The sequence below is a fragment of the Spongiimicrobium sp. 3-5 genome (assembly GCF_046557915.1).
Lineage (GTDB): Bacteria > Bacteroidota > Bacteroidia > Flavobacteriales > Flavobacteriaceae > JBHEBG01.
The window spans coordinates 42283-63133 of the sequence record NZ_JBHEBG010000007.1 but is presented as its reverse complement, the minus strand read 5'-3'; the positions used below and the strand labels follow the sequence as shown (position 1 = coordinate 63133).

General features: G+C 40.0%; 19 protein-coding genes and 2 pseudogenes. 16 read left to right on the top strand and 5 right to left on the bottom strand.

Annotated features, from left to right (window positions below; translation table 11 throughout):
- Nucleotides 1-26: 26 nt before the first annotated feature.
- The 9 genes from ACEQ81_RS17865 (at nucleotide 27) to ACEQ81_RS17825 (ending at nucleotide 8839) form a co-directional block, all read left to right on the top strand.
- Nucleotides 27-605, top strand: coding sequence for a YceI family protein (locus ACEQ81_RS17865; protein WP_411032293.1), 579 nt, complete (start codon nucleotides 27-29; stop codon nucleotides 603-605).
- Nucleotides 606-854: 249 nt separating this feature from the next.
- Entirely contained in the window at nucleotides 855-2252 is a 1398-nt protein-coding gene (locus tag ACEQ81_RS17860) for an anthranilate synthase component I family protein (protein ID WP_411032292.1), read from the top strand.
- A gap of 8 nt (nucleotides 2253-2260) precedes the next feature.
- The gene (locus ACEQ81_RS17855) at nucleotides 2261-2830 is read left to right on the top strand and encodes an anthranilate synthase component II (protein WP_411032291.1); all 570 of its coding nucleotides are present in this window, start codon (nucleotides 2261-2263) and stop codon (nucleotides 2828-2830) included.
- Between the two features lies 1 nt (nucleotide 2831).
- Nucleotides 2832-3824, top strand: a complete 993-nt coding sequence (gene trpD, locus ACEQ81_RS17850; protein WP_411032290.1) for an anthranilate phosphoribosyltransferase — start codon at nucleotides 2832-2834, stop codon at nucleotides 3822-3824.
- 1 nt (nucleotide 3825) lies between these two features.
- Nucleotides 3826-4608 carry an indole-3-glycerol phosphate synthase TrpC gene (gene trpC / locus ACEQ81_RS17845; protein WP_411032289.1) on the top strand — a complete coding sequence of 261 codons (783 nt, stop codon included), beginning with the start codon at nucleotides 3826-3828 and terminating at the stop codon, nucleotides 4606-4608.
- 3 nt (nucleotides 4609-4611) lie between these two features.
- The gene (locus ACEQ81_RS17840) at nucleotides 4612-5259 is read left to right on the top strand and encodes a phosphoribosylanthranilate isomerase (RefSeq protein WP_411032288.1); all 648 of its coding nucleotides are present in this window, start codon (nucleotides 4612-4614) and stop codon (nucleotides 5257-5259) included.
- A gap of 16 nt (nucleotides 5260-5275) precedes the next feature.
- On the top strand, nucleotides 5276-6457 hold the full coding sequence (trpB, locus tag ACEQ81_RS17835; protein ID WP_411032287.1) for a tryptophan synthase subunit beta: 1182 nt from the start codon (nucleotides 5276-5278) through the stop codon (nucleotides 6455-6457).
- Between the two features lie 87 nt (nucleotides 6458-6544).
- Nucleotides 6545-7306, top strand: coding sequence for a tryptophan synthase subunit alpha (gene trpA / locus ACEQ81_RS17830; protein WP_411032286.1), 762 nt, complete (start codon nucleotides 6545-6547; stop codon nucleotides 7304-7306).
- A gap of 33 nt (nucleotides 7307-7339) precedes the next feature.
- Nucleotides 7340-8839, top strand: a complete 1500-nt coding sequence (locus ACEQ81_RS17825; RefSeq protein WP_411032285.1) for a M20/M25/M40 family metallo-hydrolase — start codon at nucleotides 7340-7342, stop codon at nucleotides 8837-8839.
- Between the two features lie 49 nt (nucleotides 8840-8888).
- On the opposite strand, the gene ACEQ81_RS17820 is transcribed toward ACEQ81_RS17825, so the two are convergent.
- Together ACEQ81_RS17820 and ACEQ81_RS17815 are read right to left on the bottom strand one after the other, a co-directional pair.
- Nucleotides 8889-9560, bottom strand: a complete 672-nt coding sequence (locus tag ACEQ81_RS17820; protein WP_411032284.1) for a uracil-DNA glycosylase family protein — start codon at nucleotides 9558-9560, stop codon at nucleotides 8889-8891.
- Nucleotides 9561-9655: 95 nt separating this feature from the next.
- The gene (locus ACEQ81_RS17815) at nucleotides 9656-13108 is read right to left on the bottom strand and encodes a pyruvate carboxylase (protein ID WP_411032283.1); all 3453 of its coding nucleotides are present in this window, start codon (nucleotides 13106-13108) and stop codon (nucleotides 9656-9658) included.
- Nucleotides 13109-13342: 234 nt separating this feature from the next.
- Between ACEQ81_RS17815 and ACEQ81_RS17810 the strand changes: the two genes are divergently transcribed.
- Nucleotides 13343-13477: a 30S ribosomal protein THX gene (locus ACEQ81_RS17810; protein WP_411032282.1), complete on the top strand. Its 135-nt coding sequence runs from the start codon at nucleotides 13343-13345 to the stop codon at nucleotides 13475-13477.
- A 99-nt stretch (nucleotides 13478-13576) separates the two neighbouring features.
- Here ACEQ81_RS17810 and yaaA read toward each other — a convergent pair whose 3' ends face one another.
- The 3 genes from yaaA to ACEQ81_RS17795 all read right to left on the bottom strand — a co-directional run bounded on the left by yaaA (nucleotide 13577) and on the right by ACEQ81_RS17795 (nucleotide 16046).
- Complete coding sequence (yaaA, locus tag ACEQ81_RS17805; RefSeq protein ID WP_411032281.1) at nucleotides 13577-14335, bottom strand: peroxide stress protein YaaA; 759 nt, start codon at nucleotides 14333-14335, stop codon at nucleotides 13577-13579.
- Between the two features lie 94 nt (nucleotides 14336-14429).
- Entirely contained in the window at nucleotides 14430-15455 is a 1026-nt protein-coding gene (locus ACEQ81_RS17800; RefSeq protein ID WP_411032280.1) for an RluA family pseudouridine synthase, read from the bottom strand.
- Between the two features lie 3 nt (nucleotides 15456-15458).
- A complete protein-coding gene (locus tag ACEQ81_RS17795; RefSeq protein ID WP_411032279.1) occupies nucleotides 15459-16046 on the bottom strand; it encodes a PASTA domain-containing protein in 588 nt (195 codons plus the stop codon).
- A gap of 93 nt (nucleotides 16047-16139) precedes the next feature.
- On the opposite strand from ACEQ81_RS17795, the gene ACEQ81_RS17790 reads away from it, so the two are divergent.
- The 6 genes and pseudogenes from ACEQ81_RS17790 to ACEQ81_RS17765 all read left to right on the top strand — a co-directional run bounded on the left by ACEQ81_RS17790 (nucleotide 16140) and on the right by ACEQ81_RS17765 (nucleotide 20842).
- On the top strand, nucleotides 16140-17129 hold the full coding sequence (locus ACEQ81_RS17790; RefSeq protein WP_411032278.1) for a D-alanine--D-alanine ligase: 990 nt from the start codon (nucleotides 16140-16142) through the stop codon (nucleotides 17127-17129).
- A 23-nt stretch (nucleotides 17130-17152) separates the two neighbouring features.
- Nucleotides 17153-17605, top strand: coding sequence for a pantetheine-phosphate adenylyltransferase (gene coaD / locus ACEQ81_RS17785; protein ID WP_411032277.1), 453 nt, complete (start codon nucleotides 17153-17155; stop codon nucleotides 17603-17605).
- A 188-nt stretch (nucleotides 17606-17793) separates the two neighbouring features.
- Nucleotides 17794-19350 (top strand): annotated as a pseudogene (locus ACEQ81_RS17780) (PAS domain-containing protein); the annotation flags it as partial.
- Nucleotides 19333-19737, top strand: a pseudogene (locus tag ACEQ81_RS17775) (PAS domain-containing protein); the annotation flags it as partial. The pseudogenes ACEQ81_RS17780 and ACEQ81_RS17775, both read left to right, overlap by 18 nt.
- A gap of 111 nt (nucleotides 19738-19848) precedes the next feature.
- The gene (locus tag ACEQ81_RS17770) at nucleotides 19849-20451 is read left to right on the top strand and encodes a sensor histidine kinase (protein ID WP_411032322.1); all 603 of its coding nucleotides are present in this window, start codon (nucleotides 19849-19851) and stop codon (nucleotides 20449-20451) included.
- Entirely contained in the window at nucleotides 20438-20842 is a 405-nt protein-coding gene (locus ACEQ81_RS17765; protein WP_411032276.1) for a response regulator, read from the top strand. Before ACEQ81_RS17770 ends, ACEQ81_RS17765 begins: the two co-directional genes overlap by 14 nt.
- Nucleotides 20843-20851: the final 9 nt, after the last annotated feature.

The following is a 20851-nucleotide window of genomic DNA, read 5'->3' as shown; positions in this document are numbered from 1 at the left end:
TTAACAAAAATTGAAATTTAGAAATCATGAAAAAAAATGCATTGAGTTTAATTTTGGTAGCGGTATTTGGGTTTTCGGCAACGGCCACCACGCCAATTGACGGAGAGAAAAAGGAAGTTAAAACTAGCGAAAGCAAAGTAACATGGAAAGCTTACAAGGTAACGGGTTCACACACTGGAACGGTAGATTTAAAATCGGGATCTTTACTTTTTGACGGAGACAAACTTACCGGTGGAGAATTTGTTGTGGATATGTCTTCCTTGATCTCTACAGATTTGGAGGGCGAATACAAAGGCAAGTTGGAAGGACATTTAAAGTCCGACGATTTTTTTGGAGTAGCCACCCACCCAACCTCCAAACTAGTTTTCACCAGTGTTGAAGCATCCGGAAAGAACTCGTATGAAGTAACGGGCGATTTAACCATTAAGGGTATTACCAAAGCAGTAACTTTTGATGTTTCTATCTACGGCAGCAAGGCAACAGCGACCCTAAAGGTAGATAGGGCCAATTATGACGTAAAATATGGATCTGGTAGTTTCTTCGATAATTTGGGGGATAAAACCATTTACGATGAATTTGACCTGGTTGTAGACCTAGAGTTCTAGAGCGTTTTGACGTTTAGTGTTTGTAAGACCCCTACCGAAATTATTTCCGGGATGGGGTTTTTATTTTTAAAGCATTAAAATTTGCTGGTTTAAAATTCCTTTTTATCTTTGGATCAATGAAAGTGCTAACGAACAATACATGGTGGTGGAATAACTTACGCAGAAGATCGTGAGCTAAGCACCCATGTAGTTAATTATACAAAAGGCTTGTCAATCACGACAAGTCTTTTTCTTTTATACAAGTTTGACATGAAATATAAATTGAATACCGATTATAAGAAAATCCTAGCGGATACCATTACCCCGGTAAGCGTGTATCTTAAGATTCGCGATAGGTTTCCAAACAGCATTCTTTTGGAAAGTAGTGATTATAGGGCCAACGACAATACCTTTTCATATATCTGTTGCAATCCTATTGCTTCCATAAAAGTGCAAAACGAAAAAATTACGGAATATTTCCCTGATGGAACTTCTGCAATCACGGAAATAGGTCAAGATACTGAAGTGCCATTGACCATACACAATTTCTCACAAAAATTTGAAACCAAAGACAACGATTTTAAGTTTATCAACAACGGTCTTTTTGGATATATGGCCTATGACGCCGTTCGCTATTTTGAAGACATAAACATTACCAAAAAAGAAGGGGCCTTGGATATCCCCGACATTTATTATGCGGTTTACCAAAACATTATTGCAGTAAACCATTTTAAGAACGAAGCGTACATTTTTGCCCATTGTTATGATAGGGATGGAAATATTGACGAAATAGAGCAAATTCTCAATGTTAAAAATTTTGCTTCGTATAACTTTACCAAAGAAGGAACACCTACCTCAAACCTGGAGGATGCAACTTATAAGGAACATGTAAACCTTGCAAAAAAACACTGTCAAAGAGGCGATGTATTTCAACTTGTGCTCTCCAGAAGGTTCTCGCAAAAATTTAAAGGTGACGAATTTAATGTATATAGGGCCTTACGATCTATTAATCCATCGCCCTATCTCTTTTATTTTGACTACGGTAATTTCAAGATTTTTGGTAGCTCGCCCGAAGCACAGTTGGTTGTGAACAACGATAAGGCAGAAATACATCCCATAGCAGGCACTTTCAAGCGTACTGGCAATGATGAGCAAGATGCCGAGCTGGCCAAAAAATTAACAGAGGATGCCAAAGAGAATAGCGAGCATGTAATGTTAGTAGATCTCGCTCGGAACGATCTAAGTAGAAATGGTAATATGGTTAAGGTAGAGAACTACCGCGAGGTGCAATTTTTTTCGCATGTCATCCACTTAGTATCCAAAGTTACCGGTCAAAAGAAAAAGGATATTCCAACCATGAAAGTGGTAGCCGATACTTTTCCGGCAGGTACCCTGAGCGGGGCTCCAAAACATATGGCCATGCAACTAATAGAAAAATATGAGAAAACCAGCAGGGATTATTATGGCGGGGCCATTGGCTTTATGGATTTTAAAGGCAATTACAACCATGCAATCATGATCCGGACCTTTCTAAGTAAAAATCATCAGTTGCATTACCAGGCCGGCGCAGGTTTGGTGGCTGCCTCCGATCCAGATAATGAACTCCAGGAGACTTACAATAAACTAGGTGCGCTTACCAAGGCATTGGAAATTGCAGAGAACATTTAAACGAAAGTATGAAAACGAAAAAAATATTGGTAATAGATAATTACGACAGTTTTACCTACAACCTCGTCCATTATTTGGAAGATTTAAACTGCGAGGTTGTTGTTAAAAGAAATGACCAACTACAGCTAGAGGAGGTAGAGGCTTTTGATAAAATAGTGCTTTCCCCGGGTCCGGGAATACCAGAGGAAGCGGGTCTTTTAAAGGAAATTATTGCCAAATATGCCCCTACCAAAAGTATTTTCGGCGTTTGTTTAGGACAACAGGCCATTTGCGAAGTGTTTGGGGGGACCATTGTAAACCTGGACAAGGTATACCACGGTATTGCAACCAATATTACCATAACACAAAAAGACTTGTTGTTTGCAAATATTCCAGAAGAAATAGAAGTAGGCAGATACCACTCTTGGGTTGTAGATCCAAATTTACCCCATAGTCTAGAAGCGACTTCCAAAGACGAAAACGGACAAATAATGTCTCTTAGGCATAAAGAGTTCGACGTATGTGCGGTACAGTTTCACCCAGAATCGGTGCTTACGCCCGATGGAAAAAAAATATTGGAAAACTGGTTAAACGGATAAGATGAAGGCAACACTGAACAGATTAATAAACCACGACATGCTCTCTAAAGCAGATGCCAAACAAATTTTGGTAAACATTGCGAAAGGGGAATACAATACCAGCCAAATAGCTGCTTTTTTAACGGTATATATGATGCGTAGTATTACCATTGAGGAATTGGAAGGTTTTAGGGATGCACTCTTGGAACTTTGTGTGGCCGTAGACCTAGCCGATTACAACCCTATTGATCTATGTGGTACCGGAGGCGATGGTAAGGATACCTTCAACATTTCTACCTTGGCCTCCTTTGTAACTGCAGGGGCCGGAGTAAAGGTCACCAAACACGGTAACTATGGAGTTTCTTCCAAATGTGGTAGCAGTAATGTGATGGAATATCTTGGAATAAAATTCAGTAATAAATCCGATTTTTTAGAAAAATCCATAGACAAAGCCGGTATTTGTGTACTTCATGCCCCCCTATTCCACCCGGCCATGAAAAACGTAGCGCCCATACGAAGAGAACTAGGGGTAAAAACATTTTTCAATATGCTGGGCCCTATGGTTAATCCGGCATTTCCCAAAAACCAAATGGTCGGGGTATTTAACTTGGAACTCGCAAGGATGTATGGATATCTCTATCAGAACACCGATAAAAAATTTACAGTACTGCATGCCCTGGATGGTTATGATGAAATTTCACTGACCGGGGCCACCAAAACCATTTCCAATCATTCGGAAGGCATATTAAACCCTTCGGATTTTGGAGTATCTGCAATAAACCAAACCGATATTGCAGGAGGCGAAAGCATAGAAGATTCCGCCAAGATATTTGTGAATATCCTTAAAGGGAAAGGCACCGAGGCACAGAACAACGTGGTATGCGCCAATGCCGGCGTTGCCATTGCTACGGTAAAAGGGCTAACTCCAAAAGCAGGCTTTGAAATGGCGATGGAATCCTTATTGCAGGGAAAAGGCCTAAACGCATTGCTGAGCTTGCAAAAATTGAGTGCATAATATGGATATTCTTAACAAAATAGTAGGCGACAAACGGAAGGAGGTAGCTTTAAAAAAGAAGTTGATTCCCATTTCACAATTGGAAAATTCCGTGTTGTTTCCAAGGACCACCAATTCTTTGGCAACGGCATTGTTGAAAAGTTCCACCGGAATCATTGCCGAATATAAAAGACGCTCCCCTTCCAAATCCGTAATCAACCAAAAAGTATCCGTGGAAGATGTAGCAAAAGGGTACAAAAATGCAGGTGTTTCGGGGATGTCCGTACTTACAGATGGAAAGTATTTCGGAGGTTCATTGGACGATTTTCTACTGGCCCGGGCATCCGTTAAATTGCCTCTTTTGAGAAAAGAGTTTATAATAGATGAATACCAGCTCATCGAAGCAAAGGCTTACGGCGCCGATGTTATCTTATTGATAGCCTCCATCCTATCTCGTGAAGAAATAAAAACACTTTCCGAATTGGCCAAGAGCATAAGCTTAGATGTGCTATTGGAGGTTCATAATTCTGAAGAGTTGAACAAAGCCCTGATGCCCAGTTTGGACATGTTGGGCGTAAACAATCGCAATCTAAAGACCTTTGAAGTTAGCTTGGAGACAAGCAAATTGTTGTGCCAAAATATTCCGGATGATTTTATTAAGGTATCGGAGAGCGGTATCAGTAGTATTGAAGCCATTAAAGAATTAAAGCCCTATGGATATCAAGGATTTCTGGTGGGTGAAAACTTTATGAAAACCAAAAACCCTGGTGAGAGTGCAAAAAACTTTATCGATAAACTTAGATAGGCTATGAAACTGAAAGTCTGTGGAATGAAGTTCGATGATAATATTAAACAGGTAGCGGCCTTGCAACCAGACTATTTGGGCTTTATCTTTTGGGAACCTTCCAAACGCTTTTTTGATAAGGACATGCCCAATGTGCCCGGTAATATTAAAAAGGTAGGGGTATTTGTTGATGCAACAATTGCCAATATTTTGGAAAAATGTAAAAATTACAGCTTAGTCGTGGTACAATTGCATGGAAAGGAGTCTCCAGAATTTTGCAAAGAACTAAAAAATAGATCCATTACAATCCTAGGTAGGGAAATAGAAATTGTCAAAGTATTTTCCATAAGAGAAACGTTTAAATTTTCGATCTTGGAACCATACGAAAATGTTTGCGACTTCTTCATGTTCGATACCAAAGGCAAACTGCCCGGGGGCAACGGTTATACTTTTAAGTGGGAGGTACTAAAAAAATACCCCTCCACCAAACCATTTTTTCTAAGTGGAGGTATTGGTCTGGAGGAAGTTTCCAAAGTAGCGGATTTTCTTCAAACCAAAGAATCAAAATATTGCCATGCCATTGATGTAAACAGCAGATTCGAAACCGAACCTGGTAACAAGAATATTGAAAAGCTAGAAAAATTTAAAACCATGTTGGCTCAGTTTAGCTAACCATAGTATAGAGATAATGACATATCACGCAGACGAAAAAGGATATTATGGCGAATTTGGTGGGGCGTTTATCCCCGAAATGCTCTATCCCAATACAGAAGAACTTCGGCAAAACTATATTCGGGTAATGCAAGAACCATCCTTTCAAAAGGAATTTGCCCAACTTTTAAAGGATTATGTAGGTAGGCCCACACCCTTATACCATGCGGAAAGGCTTTCTGCCAAATACAATACCAAGATTTATCTTAAACGGGAAGACCTTTGCCATACCGGTGCCCATAAGGTAAACAATACGATCGGTCAGATATTGATGGCCAAGAAACTCAATAAAAATAGAATCATTGCGGAGACAGGTGCCGGTCAGCATGGCGTGGCCACGGCAACGGTTTGCGCACTTATGGGTATCCAATGTGTTGTGTACATGGGTGAAGTGGACATAGCCCGGCAGGCTCCTAATGTTGCGCGCATGAAAATGCTTGGGGCAGAAGTACGGCCGGCCCTGTCTGGTAGCCGTACTCTAAAAGATGCTACCAACGAAGCTATAAGAGATTGGATAAACAATCCGGTAGATACCCATTACATCATTGGATCCGTAGTAGGGCCCCACCCGTATCCAGACATGGTGGCAAGGTTTCAATCCGTTATTTCCAAAGAAATTAAGGCGCAACTTTTAGAAAAAGAGGGTGTAGAAAATCCAGATTATGTAGTGGCCTGCGTTGGAGGTGGCAGTAATGCGGCAGGTGCCTATTATCATTTTTTGGATAATGACAAAGTGGGCATTATTGCTGTTGAGGCAGCCGGCAGGGGAATAGATTCTGGGGAAAGTGCTGCAACCTCCGCACTTGGTAAAATTGGTATTATCCACGGTAGTAAAACACTGTTGATGCAAACTCCCGACGGACAAATTACAGAACCTTATTCCATTTCCGCCGGATTAGATTACCCTGGTGTTGGCCCTATGCATGCGCATTTGTATAAATCCGGCAGGGGCGAGTTTATATCCATAACGGATGATGAGGCTATGACCGCCGGACTATTGGTTTCGCAATTAGAGGGTATTATACCAGCTATAGAAACTTCACATGCCTTTGCCATTTTTGATCATAAAACCTTTAAACCCAATGATATTGTAGTAGTCAACCTTTCGGGCCGAGGAGACAAGGACCTCAACACCTATATTGATTATTTTAAGTTGTAGGTAGGTCAATTTTATAAAGAAAACGGATAACTCAAATTGTAAAGCAACAACTATCAGTAAGGGGCATTAGCTTAAAACGAATTTACAATGAACAGAATAACACAAAAACTACAGGAGAACAAAAAACTCCTTTCTATATACTTCACTGCCGGATATCCCAAGTTGGAGGATACTGTGGAAATCATCCAAGAACTCGAAAAAAATGGAGTGGATTTAATAGAAATAGGCCTTCCTTTTAGTGATCCCTTGGCCGATGGGCCCACCATACAGCAAAGTTCTACCGCGGCCCTTAAAAATGGGATGCAAACCACTTTGTTATTTAAACAGTTGAAAGACATCCGAGCATCCGTTTCCATTCCTTTGATCCTAATGGGTTATTTTAACCCAATACTTCAATATGGTGTGGAAGCCTTTTGCAAAAGGTGTAAGGAGATTGGAATTGACGGATTGATTTTACCAGATCTCCCCCTAGATGTTTATCAGGAAAATTATGAAGCTACTTTTAAAAAGTATGGTTTAATCAACGTCTTTTTAATTACCCCGCAAACCAGTGAAGCCCGTATTCGTCAGATCGATGATGCATCCGAAGGTTTTATCTATATGGTAAGTTCGGCAAGCGTCACGGGAGCAAAAGAAGGATTTGGGCAAGAGCAACAAGCATACTTTGAAAGAATTTCGGGGATGGCTTTAAAAAACCCTCAAATTGTAGGATTTGGGATCAGCAACAAAAACACTTTTCAACAAGCAACAACGCACGCCAAGGGAGCAATTATAGGTTCTGCCTTTATCAAAAGTCTTTCGAGAAATGGGGTGTCCGGAATTGCCGAATTTGTAAAAGGAATTCGCTAAATTTAACCTCTAAAACCCTAAGTAGGATTCAGTATGAAAAAAATTCTTTTTGTAATTTTTCTCGTTTTCAGTAAACTCGTTTTTGCACAAGATAGTGCCCAACTTAAGTCCCAGGTTAGACATACTATAGATGAAATAAGGGATTTTGTAGCCATTCCAAATGATGCCATGGAACATGCGGATATCAATAGAAATCTTACTTGGCTAACAAAAAAGTTTAACGATAGGGGTTTTAACTCTTCCGTACTGCCAACTAGCGGAGAGTCTTTGTTTTTTGCCGCTATGCCCATGGAAGATTCCAAACCTACCGTATTATTTTATATGCATTTCGATGGTCAGGCGGTGGATCCATCCAAATGGGCACAGGAAAACCCGTATGAAGTGGTGCTAAAATCTCCGGAAGGAGATGGATGGAAAAACCATTCTTTTGAAGATCTTAATGATGATATTGATTATAACTGGCGCCTGTTCGGCAGATCTACTTCCGATGATAAAGGCCCTATTGTAATGTTCCTTAATGCTATTGATCTGCTAAAAAAGAACGGTAAACCCCTACCCTTTAATATAAAAGTCATCTTGGATAGCGAGGAAGAAAAAAGTAGTGAACCTCTTCCGCAAGCTGTTAAAGAATACCGAGATCTATTACAGGCCAATTTTTTGGTGATTACCGATGGTCCCATTCACCCTTCTGAAAAACCAACGGTCACCTATGGTTGTAGAGGAATAACAACCTTATCGTTAACTACCTATGGCCCCATAAAACCACAACATAGCGGGCATTATGGTAATTACGCTCCAAATCCGGGTTTTCAACTGGCACAGGTGCTTGCTACCATGAAGGATTCCAATGGGAAAGTTAAAATTGATGGCTATTATGACGGTATTTCATTAAATGAAGCCACTATGGAGATCCTTAAAAGTGTACCCGATGATGATTCGATGATCAACGAAAAGCTTGCCATTAAATCTCCGGATCAGGTTGGTAGCTTTTATCAAGAATCGTTACAATATCCTTCGTTGAACATAAGGGGGTTAGGCTCTGGTTGGATCGGGGAAAAAGCGCGTACCATTGTCCCAGAAAGCGCCACGGCTGAGATAGATATTAGATTGGTTCCGGAATCGGACGGTAATAGATTAAAAAATCTTGTTAAAAAACATATCCAAAAACAGGGGTTTTATGTGCTAGACAAGGCACCTTCCAAAGAAGAGCGATTAGCGCATGACAAAATTATGACAATTAAGGAGGGTACGGTAACCAACGCCTTCCGTACGGATTTAAACAATCCTTATGGTGGTTTTTTGGTGAACAGCTTACAAAATTCCTTCAATGAAGAGGTGGTACAAATTCGTATTATGGGTGGAACGGTACCTATTGCTCCGTTCATAAACGAATTAAAAATTCCGGCATTTATTGTCCCTGTGGTCAACCCCGACAACAATCAACACAGCCCGAACGAGAATTTGAAAATTGCCCAAATTGCATACGGTATTAAAGCTTTCTACGGAATTTTGAGTAGTACATTACCAAATTGATACCTATATCAATTGGTTTTGGAAATTAGTGCTGAAGCCAATCAGCACGTTAGAAAAAAGGGCGATACTGCATTACCCTAAAATCGAAAGTGGTAAAACTACTGTCCTTATTTTTTAAGGCTTTATAAGTGTCTAAACTCCCTACGGCCCTATTGGCGGCTCCGGAGGGAGCTGTTAGGGATACGGTTCTTATAGTACGTTGGTTTACTTTTTCTTCTGAGGGGAGTTGAAATTCATGGATACGCGGTACAATGTCCGATACCACTTTTAGACGTATCTGATGTTCTTTGATTAATTTCCTAAAGAAATATTCAGGACCATTTTTACTATTTCCTCCAGTAAACAATAGCGTATCTATCTTGGGATACTGTTGCAAATACCCTATAAGGTTCCTTAATTTTACATTTTGCATTCCTAAATCGGAAGCGTCTATTTTTGTTCTTTCGGCAGAGGAGACAATATCGCAGATTCCAATCTTCCGATCCCATAAAAATTCCTTTCGTTGTCTTACGGCCAAGGGCGAGGTTTCATAAACCAAATTCAGTTCAAAGATTGTGTCTAAAATTCGCCATAACTGACCGTTTTTGCTTCCATAGCAGAAGTTGATATCCCCTTTTACAAGATCTCCAGAGGTAAACCGTGGTGGTGGTAACGTACCCACAATTAATTTTGTAGCTTCCTTAAAGAGAAAAGGTTCGTAGGGATGGGTATGTAGAAACACTCCGTATTGTTAGATATTACAAGCTAGGGCGCAATGTAGCCCCTCAGAACACAATTTACCATAATTAAAGACCATCCCCAAAATCTTGGAGCATGTTATTTTAAGGCCAAAACAAGATCATCAGTATTTACCAAGGTTCCTCCACTTAGCTGAATCTTTTGTACCTCCCCTTCTTCGGTGGCTGTAACTGTGGTCTCCATCTTCATGGCCTCAATAACAAACAAAGGTTGGTTTCGTTTAACCATTTCTCCTTTTTTGACCAAAACGCTTGATAACAGTCCTTGAAGCGGTGCACCTATTTCTTTGGCATTTTCGGGATCTGCCTTTACGTTTTCAATCTTTTCTACCTTGATGGATTTATCCCTTACCACAACATTACGCAACTGCCCGTTGACCTTAAAAAAGATACTGACATTACCTGCCTCGTCCGGATCTCCTTTCAACATTAAGGACACCAATATGTTCTTTCCTCTATCCAGTTCCACCATGATTTCCTCACCAACCTCCATGCCATAGAAAAAGTTCTTGGTCGGGATGTTCATAACGTTACCATATTTTACATGATGGTTATAGGCATCAGTGAACACCTTTGGGTATAATTTGTATGAGAGAAAGTCAGTAATGTGCAACTCGCGTCCCATGCCCTTTTTAAATTTGCGCTTAAAGGATTTAAATTCCTTGTCAAAATCGATTGGTTCTAGATGGGCATTGGGCCTATCGGTATACGGTTTTTGGTCTTTAAGGACTATTTTTTGCAATTTTTTGGGAAAGCCGCCCACAGGTTGTCCTAGATCTCCTTTGAAAAAACTGATAACCGATTGGGGAAAGGAAATGTCGGTTCCTTTTTCCAAGACATCTTCCACCGTAAGTCCGTTACTTATCATATATTGGGCCATGTCTCCTACTACTTTGGAACTTGGCGTAACTTTTACAATATCCCCGAAAAGCTTGTTGACTTCACCATACATTTGGGTGACTTCCGGAAACTTATCCTCTAACCCCAATGCTATTGCCTGTCCTTTGAGGTTGGAATACTGTCCTCCAGGAATTTCATGATCGTACACTTCTCCTGTCCCTGATTTTAGTCCAGATTCAAAAGGATAGTAATAGCTTCGCACCGTTTCCCAATAGTTGGAATATTCGGCTAGTTTTTCCACATTGATAGGATTTTCCCTTTCATTGAAGCGAAGCATCTCCAATACAGAATTAAAGTTGGGTTGCGCTGTAAGGCCTGAAAGTCCCCCAAGGGAAACATCAATTACATCAACACCCGCCTCTACCGCTTTAAGGTACATTGCAGCTTGTATAGAAGAGGTATCGTGCGTATGTAAATGTATCGGTATGTTAATCTCAGATTTTAAGGCAGTTATCAGTTCGTAGGCTGCGCCTGGTTTTAATAACCCGGCCATATCCTTCACACCCAATATATGTGCCCCGGCATTTTCAATATCCTTTGCAAGCTGCAAATAGTATTTTAGGTCGTATTTGGTTTTAGTGGGATCCAAAATATCCCCAGTATAACAAATGGAAGCCTCGGCCAAACCTTGAGTACGTGTGCGCACATGTTCTATGCAGGGCGCAATGGATTTCATCCAGTTTAGGGAATCGAAAATGCGGAATACATCTACCCCGGTCTCCCACGACTGTTCCACAAACTTACCGATAAGGTTGTCCGGATACGCGGTATAACCAACCCCATTAGAACCTCTAATCAACATTTGCAATAACACATTGGGCATCGCCTTGCGTAACAGGGCCAGCCGCTCCCATGGGTTTTCTTGCAAAAATCTAAGACATACGTCAAAAGTAGCTCCTCCCCAAACTTCCATCGAAAATATTTCCGGATGATTTTTGGCATAACCTTCCGCAACCTTCAACATATCCGAAGTTCGCATACGCGTGGCCAGCAAACTTTGATGGGCATCGCGCATGGTAGTATCCGTATAGTGTACTTTTTTCTCCTTTTTAAGCCATTGTCCAAACTGCTCTGGGCCCAGTTCGGTTAACAAATCTTTGGTACCCTTGGGATAGTTGCCATTTTTAGGGAACGCAGGCACCCTAGGTTTGGAAAATATATGGTTGGGGTTTATTTTTTTAACATCCGGATTACCATTTACTATGGTTTCCCCTAAGAACTCTACCAGTTTATTGGCCCTGTTCCGTGGTTCGGTAAATTCAAATAAAGCCGGTTCATTTTTAATGAAGTTAACGGTAACCTTGCCCTCGCGAAAGGTGGGGTGTTTTAGGATGTTGTCCAAAAAGGCCATATTGGTCTCCACACCTCGTATACGAAACTCCGCCAATGCCCTTCGCATTTTTCTACAAGACCCATCCAATGTTCTACTCAGAGCAGATACCTTTACCAACATGGAATCAAAAAAGGGTGAAATAACGACCCCTTGATAAATACTACCGGCATCTAAGCGAATACCCAGACCCGAGGCACTCCTATAGGTGGTTACAACACCATAGTCTGGCTTAAAGTCGTTTGAAGGATCTTCCGTTGTAATACGGCATTGTAAAGCATATCCTGTAATAACGACTGATTCCTGATTTTGGATCTTTATTTGTTTGTCCGAAAGTTTGTATCCGCCAGCTATAAAAATTTGTGCTTTAATCAGGTCTATATTGGTAATCATTTCGGTTACCGTATGCTCTACCTGTACTCTTGGATTTACTTCAATAAAATAGATACTACCATCATCGTCTACCAAAAACTCTACAGTACCAATGTTGTTGTAGTCTACAGCTTTGCAGATATCCAACGCATATTTATATAGATGGTCCTTGGTTTCTTGGGTCAGTCCAAGAGAAGGAGCAAATTCTATCACTTTCTGATAGCGTCGCTGCACGGAACAATCGCGTTCATACAAATGCACCATATTTCCATGTATATCGGCAACGATCTGTATTTCTATATGTTTTGGGTTTTCTACAAATTTTTCTAGAAAAACGGTATCATCCCCAAAAGCATTCAAAGACTCTCTACGCGCTTCAGGAAAGCCTTTTCTTAACTCCTCTTCTGTTCGTATCACCCGCATACCTCTTCCGCCTCCACCCGAAGCGGCTTTCAACATTATTGGATAACCAATACGATTTGCTTCTGAAATTGCTACTGTTATGGAAGTAAGATCTTTTTCGCTGCTTTGTATTACTGGAACATTATTGGCAACTGCAACTTCTTTTGCCGTAATCTTATCTCCGAGTGCCTTTAAAACAGAGACCTTGGGGCCTACAAAAATGATGTCGTTATCCTCACATTTCTGAGCAAAATCTGAATTCTCGGAAAGAAAACCATATCCTGGGTGTATGGCATCCACGCCATTATCCTTGGCCACTTTTATAATGGCATCTATATCCAAATAAGGTTTTAAGGGATCTTTATCTTCCCCAATCTGATAACATTCATCAGCTTTATAACGATGCAGGGAATATCTATCTTCATAGGTATATACCCCAACCGTTTTTATCCCTATTTCCACACAAGCCCTAAAAATCCGTATGGCTATCTCTCCTCTGTTCGCTACTAAGACCTTGTTAATTTTCACGCCGCAAAATATTTAAGAATACTGTTAAAATGTCTACTTTTTACCAAGGACAAACTTACTGCTTTTGCCCCACGATAACAATACGATAAAACTATAAATTTTGGGAAAAATGTTACAATTTATCAATGAAACACAAGGTTTATCAATAAAAAAATATGTGTTAATCAATACCTTTAAAGAAATGATTTTGATTTTCTAGGATTAAAACTTTATTTTTAACCAAACACCTTAACTATGGGAAAAGGAGATAAGAAAAGTAAACGTGGAAAGATTGCGAACAAATCCTATGGGGCCAGAAGACCCGGAAAGGCCGCCAAAAAGGTAGTCGTGGCAAAAAAGAAAAGTAGTGCCAAGAAAAAAAAGACCTAGTCCGCAACAAGTTTTAGCAGAACCCGTGCATTTTCTAAGATATCCAATTCATAGGTGTAGAAACCAAGCCTAAGGGTTGCTCTATAGTCTGCAAAAGTTTTATCGAATAAAAACCAATTCGTGTTCGGAGGACATAGGCTCACTAAATCCGTAGCCTTGGTAGTTAAATCCTTTTACGCCGTCCAAGGTATCTATACCATTGTCTATGATATATCTAGACATATACCCACGTGCAAGTTTGGCAAAAGTCATTATACTCTTGTACTCACCATTCTTAAGGTCCTTAAAAACTGCGGTTGTAACAGGAGTCTTTAACTTTTTGGTATCTATTGCCTTAAAGTACTCTGCACTGGCCAAATTTAGAAAAAGTTCTCCTTCGGCCAATTCCTCATTTAATTTTGAGGTTATTTTATCGTTCCAAAATTGATACAGGTTTTTGTATTTACCGACAGGCATCCTGGTTCCCATTTCCAAACGGTAGGGCTGTATTAGGTCTAAGGGTCTCAACAGGCCATAAAGACCAGAAAGGATCCGGACGGTATCTTGCATCTTACCAAGCTTTTCCTCAGGAATGGTATAGGCATCCAAACCACGATAAACATCCCCACCAAAGGCGTATATCGCCTGCCGAGCATTGTCCTTATTGAACGGAAGTTGCCATTCTTGGTTGCGCTCGTAGTTAAGCTGCCCCAGATTGGCGGATATGGACATTAACTTGGACAAGCTTCTGGCGGATTTCTTTTTTAGTAACCTATTGAGGCGGGCAGAATCATCCGGAAACGAGGCTTCGCTATAATTGGTAGTAGGGATTTCGCTTTCTAGATTCAATGACTTTGCGGGAGAGATAACTAATTTCATGCTTTTAAAATTTATATAAAAGTAGTAAGGTTTTTTCGGATAATCCAGCCCGTTCCAAAGTAGTTTTCAATACTTCCATCAACTAAATTTATCTTTATTGTTGATGCTTGGAGTAGTGCTTCCATTTATCAATGCAAAGAACCATATCATCCGGGATTTCCGAATTAAACCTCATGTACTCACCGGTTTCCGGATGCACAAATCCAAGGGTTTTAGCATGTAACGCCTGTCTTGGCAATACCTTGAAGGCATTTTCTACAAACTGCTTATATTTCGTAAATGTGGTGCCTTTTAAAATTTTATCACCCCCATAACGCTCATCATTGAACAGCGTGTGCCCAATATATTTCATATGCACCCGTATTTGATGGGTTCTGCCTGTTTCCAGTTTGCAAGATACCAGGGTTACATAACCAATTCTTTCCAACACTTTATAGTGTGTTATAGCCTCCTTACCCTGTTCTCCTTCTTCAAACACTTGCATTTGAAGTCTGTTTTTGGGGTTTCGGGCTATATGGCCCTCTATGATACCGCTATCTTCGGTAACGTCTCCCCACACCAAGGCAACATATTCTCGTTCCGTAGTTTTATCGAAAAACTGCTTTGCCAAATGGGTCATGGCCTTTTCGGTCTTGGCAACCACTAGTAAGCCAGAGGTGTCCTTATCGATACGATGTACCAATCCAGGGCGTTCATTGCTGTTTACGGGTAGATTGTCTATATGATATATAAGCGCATTGATAAGTGTACCCGTATAATTACCATGGCCGGGGTGCACCACCATACCCGCGGGTTTGTTTACTACAAGCAACGCATCATCTTCATAAACAATATCCAAGGGTATGTTTTCGGGCGTCAACAAGAACTCGTAGGGAGGATGTTCAAACATTACCTTCACCTCATCGCCGGCCTTTACCTTATAGTTTTGCTTTACAACTGCATCGTTTACCCAAATATGTTTTTCCTTTGCGGCTTGTTGTATTTTATTACGGGTGGCATTTTCAATGAAATTCATCAAAAACTTATCCACTCTTAATGGCTCCTGTCCTTTGGAGGCTACGAACCTGTGATGTTCAAAAAGCTCGTTCTCGTTTGGCTCTTGGGTGTCAACGGTGCTCATTTGTTATTCGGAATCTGCCTTTACCCGCGCCCTGCCGGGGATTGTTCCATTACCGCAGATAAGTTCTATTTTAGAAGTCTTTGGAAGCTTATCCCCAGGAGAAATATTCTTACCCTTGTATTTTATGTAGTATACCATATCCTTTCCCAATTCATCAACATAGGTGACGCGTTGCACATCTAGACCTACAGCCCTTAACATGGAGGTAGCATTACGCTGTGTTACCTGTATTATTTTAGGAACGGTAACCTTTTTATAACCCGATGGATTAACGGTTACATAAATTTTTCTGTTTTCCTTTACTTTATTTCCGGCAGGAGGATCCTGATCTATGATGGAAAACCTGGGGTACTCTGGACTGTAATTGGCAGAATCTACAACCTCATACCGCAGATTGGCGCCTTCTATAACCGAACGCATATCCATAACCGACATTTTGGACAAATCTGGCACCTCAACAAACTCTCCATGATTGGTAGAACTTTTCAACCAATTGAGCACCAGAAAAACCAAAATGATCACCACCAGAACGGCTAAACCCAATTGTATTCTAAAAACCCTACTCTTTAAAAAACTAAAAAAATTCTTCATGTAAACGTTATTTACCCCACAAAGATATGAAACCCAATGCTTTTTTCTTTATGCAGAAAAAGTGATATTTGTTTTAAAAGGTAGTTTCATCATATGTTAGCCAAAAAAAACATTGCCATCATCATGGGAGGTTATTCCAGTGAATACAAAATCTCCTTAAAAAGCGGAATGGTGGTCCACGAATATTTAAATAGTGATAAGTTCAATAGCTATCCCATCCATATTTATAAGGACAAATGGGTTTATGTAGATGATAATGGTAATGAACATCCTGTAAATAAGCACAATTTTTCTGTTCGTACACCAAAAACCACCTTGTTCTTTGACTGTGTTTTTAATGCCATACATGGTACCCCTGGCGAAGACGGAATTATGCAGGCGTATTTTGAGCTTTTGCAAATACCACAAACTTCTTGCGATTATTATCAGGCAGCACTTACGTTCAACAAACGAGATCTGTTGAGTGTTTTAACGCCCTACGGCATCAAATCCGCGGTTTCCTATTATTTAAACCATGGAGATACGGTCAATGAAGAAGAAATTGTAGAAAAAGTAGGACTACCCTGTTTTGTAAAGGCCAATAAAGCGGGCAGTAGTTTCGGTATTTCAAAAGTCTATAAGAAAGAAGAGCTTCTTCCTGCCATTGAAAAAGCGTATGCCGAAGACGATGAGATTATTATAGAAACTTTTCTGGACGGTACCGAGGTGTCCGTTGGGGTAATTAAATATAAAGGAGAAACCAAAGTACTGCCAATTACAGAAATTGTTACGGAAAACGACTTCTTCGATTATGAGGCAAAGTATGAAGGAAAATCCAAAGAAATTACACCGGCAAGGATTACCCCCAAACAACAAGAAAATGTAGTGGCGGTAGCAAAGCGAGCCTATGATATTCTAAAAATGAAAGGGTTTTCTAGAAGTGAATATATTTTTGTTGGCGATGAGCCATACATGTTAGAAATGAATACCACACCCGGCCTTACCACGGAGAGTATACTGCCAGAACAGGCCAGAATTGCCGGAATATCGCTTTCGGAACTGTTCGAAAATGCCATTAGCGAAGCTTTGAATGAAAATAAGTAACTTTATCCCATATTGTAAACTTCATGAGACGCGCTATCTTTCCAGGTTCCTTTGATCCGCTTACCCTAGGCCATTATGATATCATCTTAAGGGGAATTACGCTTTTTGATGAACTTATCATCGCCATCGGAATAAATGCGGACAAAAAATACATGTTCAACTTGGAACAAAGGAAACAATTTGTTGAAAAAGCATTTCAATCGGAACCCCAAATAAAGGTTATGACCTACGAAGGGCTTACCGTTGATTTTTGTAAGAAAACAAATTCTGGATTTATTCTTCGAGGTTTGCGAAATCCGGGTGATTTTGAGTTCGAAAAAGCCATAGCACATACCAACCGTAAACTTTCCGAGATAGAAACCGTATTTCTACTTACTTCTTCGGGCAAATCGTACATAAGTTCCTCAATCGTAAGGGACGTAATACGAAATGGTGGAGATTATACGGGTCTTGTTCCCGATACAGTAAGGATTTAGCTGTACTCCCAAGTAAATTCTGCTCCCAAAAACAGGTCTTTTCAGTTAGATATTTCTTTTGTAAATCGAATAATAATGTTAAATTAGTAGGAATATACTTACTTTTTTATGGATTATTCGGTAAGTTTAACTATGCAAATACGCACTAACACCACTAGTATGATGGTGTTCACAACAAAGTATCACATATGTTGAAAAATCACTTTACATTAGTAAGAAATTTCGACTTGATGCGGCGTGACACTAAATTACAGGCTCAAAATTATCTAATAAAGCAACTGCCAAAGGCAACTGCTTTTGTGGATAAAGATTTGCGTGTGATATATGCATCGGACAAATGGGCACTCGAATTTGATTTTGAAAATAGTGAGGTAATCGGTAAGACGTTAAACGAGCTTTTTGGCAGCATCAGTAAGAAGTGGGAAAAAGTACTAAAACAATGTCTTCTGGGTCGCACGGTAGAAGCCGGTCTGGAGCACCATTTCGCCGATGATAAAAAAGAGAAATGGTTTGAATGGACAAACGTTCCCTGGTACGACGACAAAGAAAACATAATTGGAATAATAATCCATACCGAGGATGTAACCCAAAGGGTACTGAATGAATTAAAACTCGACAAACTCGAGGTGCTGCTAAAGGAGAAATCCGAAATCGCAAAAATAGGTAGTTGGGAGTATGACGCCGTTAAGGACGAATTGTGGTGGAGTGATATGACCAAGACCATTCACGAAGTACCAAAAGACTATGTACCAGATGTTACCCATGGCATAGAATTCTACAAAGAGGGTTACGATAGAAATACCATAGCCATGGCTGTGGATAGGGCTATGACCCAAGGTTCCGCCTGGAATGAAAAATTGCAACTCGTTACTGCAAAAGGTAAAGAAATATGGGTAATAGCTGCAGGAAAACCCTTTTTTAAGGACGATAAGTTTCTGGGTCTGGTAGGTACTTTTCAGGACATAACCGAGGAGGTTATTACCCAAGAAAAGACCATGGAAAAAGACCGTATCCTGCGAAGTATATTTAACTCTTCTTATCAGTTTACCGGTATATTGGATATAGACGGTACTTTCTTGGAAATCAACGAAACAGCTTTAAATTTTGCAGCTTTAAAACCCGAAGACGTAATCGGTAAAAAATTCTGGGATGCCTACTGGTGGCCGGTTCCGGATTTTGTAAAAGACGGACTGAAACAAGTAGTTAAGGCAGCATCGCAAGGAGAATTTATGCGTAGTGAAATTGTTGTTTTCGACAAAAACAAAAAATCCATCCCAGTAGATTTTAGTCTAAAACCCATTTACTGTGATAAAGGCAGAATAGTTTCCCTGCTTGCCGAAGGACGTATGATAAAGGAAATGGTAGTGGCCCGTGAGCAACTGAAACAGAGCGAGCAAAAATTCCGTGCCTTATATGAGCTATCTCCTGTTTCTTATATCCTCAATGACATGGAAACTGGTGAAATCTTGGATTTTAACCCTTCCTTTACAGCTAATTCTGGGTATACCAAAGAAGATCTTGGAAGCATGACCTACGTGGATATTATTCCCCAAGAGTTTAGAAAAACCCACGATAAAATAAAAAAGGAACTTAAGAAGAATAGTTTTTTTGGACCTATTGAGAAAAAGTATATAAAGAAGGACGGCACCACCTACCCTGTTTTGGTAAACAAATCCCTACTAATTAGTAAAAAGGGTAGAAAACTAATCTGGACAAGCGCACAGGATATTTCGGAATCCAAGAAAAAAGAACAACAAATACAAGAAGAGCGAAAATTATTGAAGACCCTTATAGATAATCTTCCCTTAAACGTTTTTATAAAGGACACGGAATCCAGGAAAATCTTGGTAAACAAATCGGAATGCGAATATTTAGGTGTTAAAGGCCCTGAAGAGTTATTGGGTAAAAGCGATTTTGATCTCTATGATAAAGAGATTGCCCAGGTATCCAGGGACGAGGATTTACAGGTAATGAGAACCGGTAATGCAATCTTGGCCAAAGAGACCATAAATGTGCTTAAGAATGGTGAGGTTACTACTTTTTTAACTTCCAAAATACCTCTTAGAGATGGAGAAGGTACTATAAACGGACTGGTAGGCATTAGTTTGGACATAACGGATTTAAAACAAAAAGAGGAGGAACTTAAAAAACTGATCAACGTTACCTCACTACAAAATAAAAAGCTCATCAATTTTGCCCATATTGTATCGCACAACTTACGCTCTCATACCGCAAACTTTTCCATGTTGTTAGAGTTTTTTGTGAATGAAAAAGATGAAGAGGAAAAAGGTAGAATTGTAAACATGTTGGTGCAGGCGTCCGATAATCTCCTAGAGACACTGGACAATCTAAACGAAGTGGTTGCCATAAGCACAAACGTAAACCTCAAAAAAGAACCCGTGCGGTTGAACGACAAAATTGTAACCGTAGAACAGAATTTAATGGCTTTTCTAAAAAATAACAATGCTAAGATAATCAATGAGATACCTGAAGATCTTGTTATAAAAGTAATCCCGGCCTATGCAGAGAGTATCCTTATGAATTTTGTAACCAATGCGGTAAAATATAAAAGTCCCGATAGAGACCCTGTAATAACCTTACGGGCAGAAAGTACCGATGAACATGTTATGGTAAGTATTGAGGATAACGGTCTTGGAATTGACATGAAAAAGTATGGCGAGAAGCTTTTTGGCATGTACAAAACCTTTCATAACAACCCAGATGCCAGGGGTATAGGCCTGTACATTACCAAAAATCAAGTAGAGGCCATGAACGGGAAAATAATTACCTGCAGCGAGGTAGGTAAAGGAACTACGTTTAACATATATTTTAATGAAAAAAATTAACTCGATCAGTATTATCGATGATGACCCCATTACAGTATTCGGAATAAAAAAAATGCTGGCGTCTTTGGACGTATGCGACGACATCAAAACTTTCGCCAATGGAAAATTGGCCATAGACCACATCAAAAAAAGCTTAGAAGAAGGAAAACCCCTGCCCGAAGTTATCTTTTTGGACATTAACATGCCCATTATGGACGGATGGCAGTTCTTGGAAGAGTTCATCACCCTACCCATTGAAAAAAAGATTCGGGTAAATATTATAACCTCTTCCATAGACCCATTCGATTTGCGAAATTCAGAAATCTATAAGGCAAAGACACATCATCCTATTGCATTTAATAACAAACCCATCCGTAAAAAGGAGATTGAAGAAATAACAAAAGCCGCTTAGTCCGGAAAC

Bases quoted from the DNA above. Each gene is read 5' to 3' on its own strand.
- ACEQ81_RS17865 (WP_411032293.1), top strand. From the start codon at position 27: ATGAAAAAAAATGCATTGAGTTTAATTTTGGTAGCGGTATTTGGGTTT.
- ACEQ81_RS17860 (WP_411032292.1), top strand. From the start codon at position 855: ATGAAATATAAATTGAATACCGATTATAAGAAAATCCTAGCGGATACC.
- ACEQ81_RS17855 (WP_411032291.1), top strand. From the start codon at position 2,261: ATGAAAACGAAAAAAATATTGGTAATAGATAATTACGACAGTTTTACC.
- trpD (WP_411032290.1), top strand. From the start codon at position 2,832: ATGAAGGCAACACTGAACAGATTAATAAACCACGACATGCTCTCTAAA.
- trpC (WP_411032289.1), top strand. From the start codon at position 3,826: ATGGATATTCTTAACAAAATAGTAGGCGACAAACGGAAGGAGGTAGCT.
- ACEQ81_RS17840 (WP_411032288.1), top strand. From the start codon at position 4,612: ATGAAACTGAAAGTCTGTGGAATGAAGTTCGATGATAATATTAAACAG.
- trpB (WP_411032287.1), top strand. From the start codon at position 5,276: ATGACATATCACGCAGACGAAAAAGGATATTATGGCGAATTTGGTGGG.
- trpA (WP_411032286.1), top strand. From the start codon at position 6,545: ATGAACAGAATAACACAAAAACTACAGGAGAACAAAAAACTCCTTTCT.
- ACEQ81_RS17825 (WP_411032285.1), top strand. From the start codon at position 7,340: ATGAAAAAAATTCTTTTTGTAATTTTTCTCGTTTTCAGTAAACTCGTT.
- ACEQ81_RS17810 (WP_411032282.1), top strand. From the start codon at position 13,343: ATGGGAAAAGGAGATAAGAAAAGTAAACGTGGAAAGATTGCGAACAAA.
- yaaA (WP_411032281.1), bottom strand. From the start codon at position 14,335: ATGAAATTAGTTATCTCTCCCGCAAAGTCATTGAATCTAGAAAGCGAA.
- ACEQ81_RS17800 (WP_411032280.1), bottom strand. From the start codon at position 15,455: ATGAGCACCGTTGACACCCAAGAGCCAAACGAGAACGAGCTTTTTGAA.
- ACEQ81_RS17795 (WP_411032279.1), bottom strand. From the start codon at position 16,046: ATGAAGAATTTTTTTAGTTTTTTAAAGAGTAGGGTTTTTAGAATACAA.
- ACEQ81_RS17790 (WP_411032278.1), top strand. From the start codon at position 16,140: ATGTTAGCCAAAAAAAACATTGCCATCATCATGGGAGGTTATTCCAGT.
- coaD (WP_411032277.1), top strand. From the start codon at position 17,153: ATGAGACGCGCTATCTTTCCAGGTTCCTTTGATCCGCTTACCCTAGGC.
- ACEQ81_RS17770 (WP_411032322.1), top strand. From the start codon at position 19,849: ATGTTGTTAGAGTTTTTTGTGAATGAAAAAGATGAAGAGGAAAAAGGT.
- ACEQ81_RS17765 (WP_411032276.1), top strand. From the start codon at position 20,438: ATGAAAAAAATTAACTCGATCAGTATTATCGATGATGACCCCATTACA.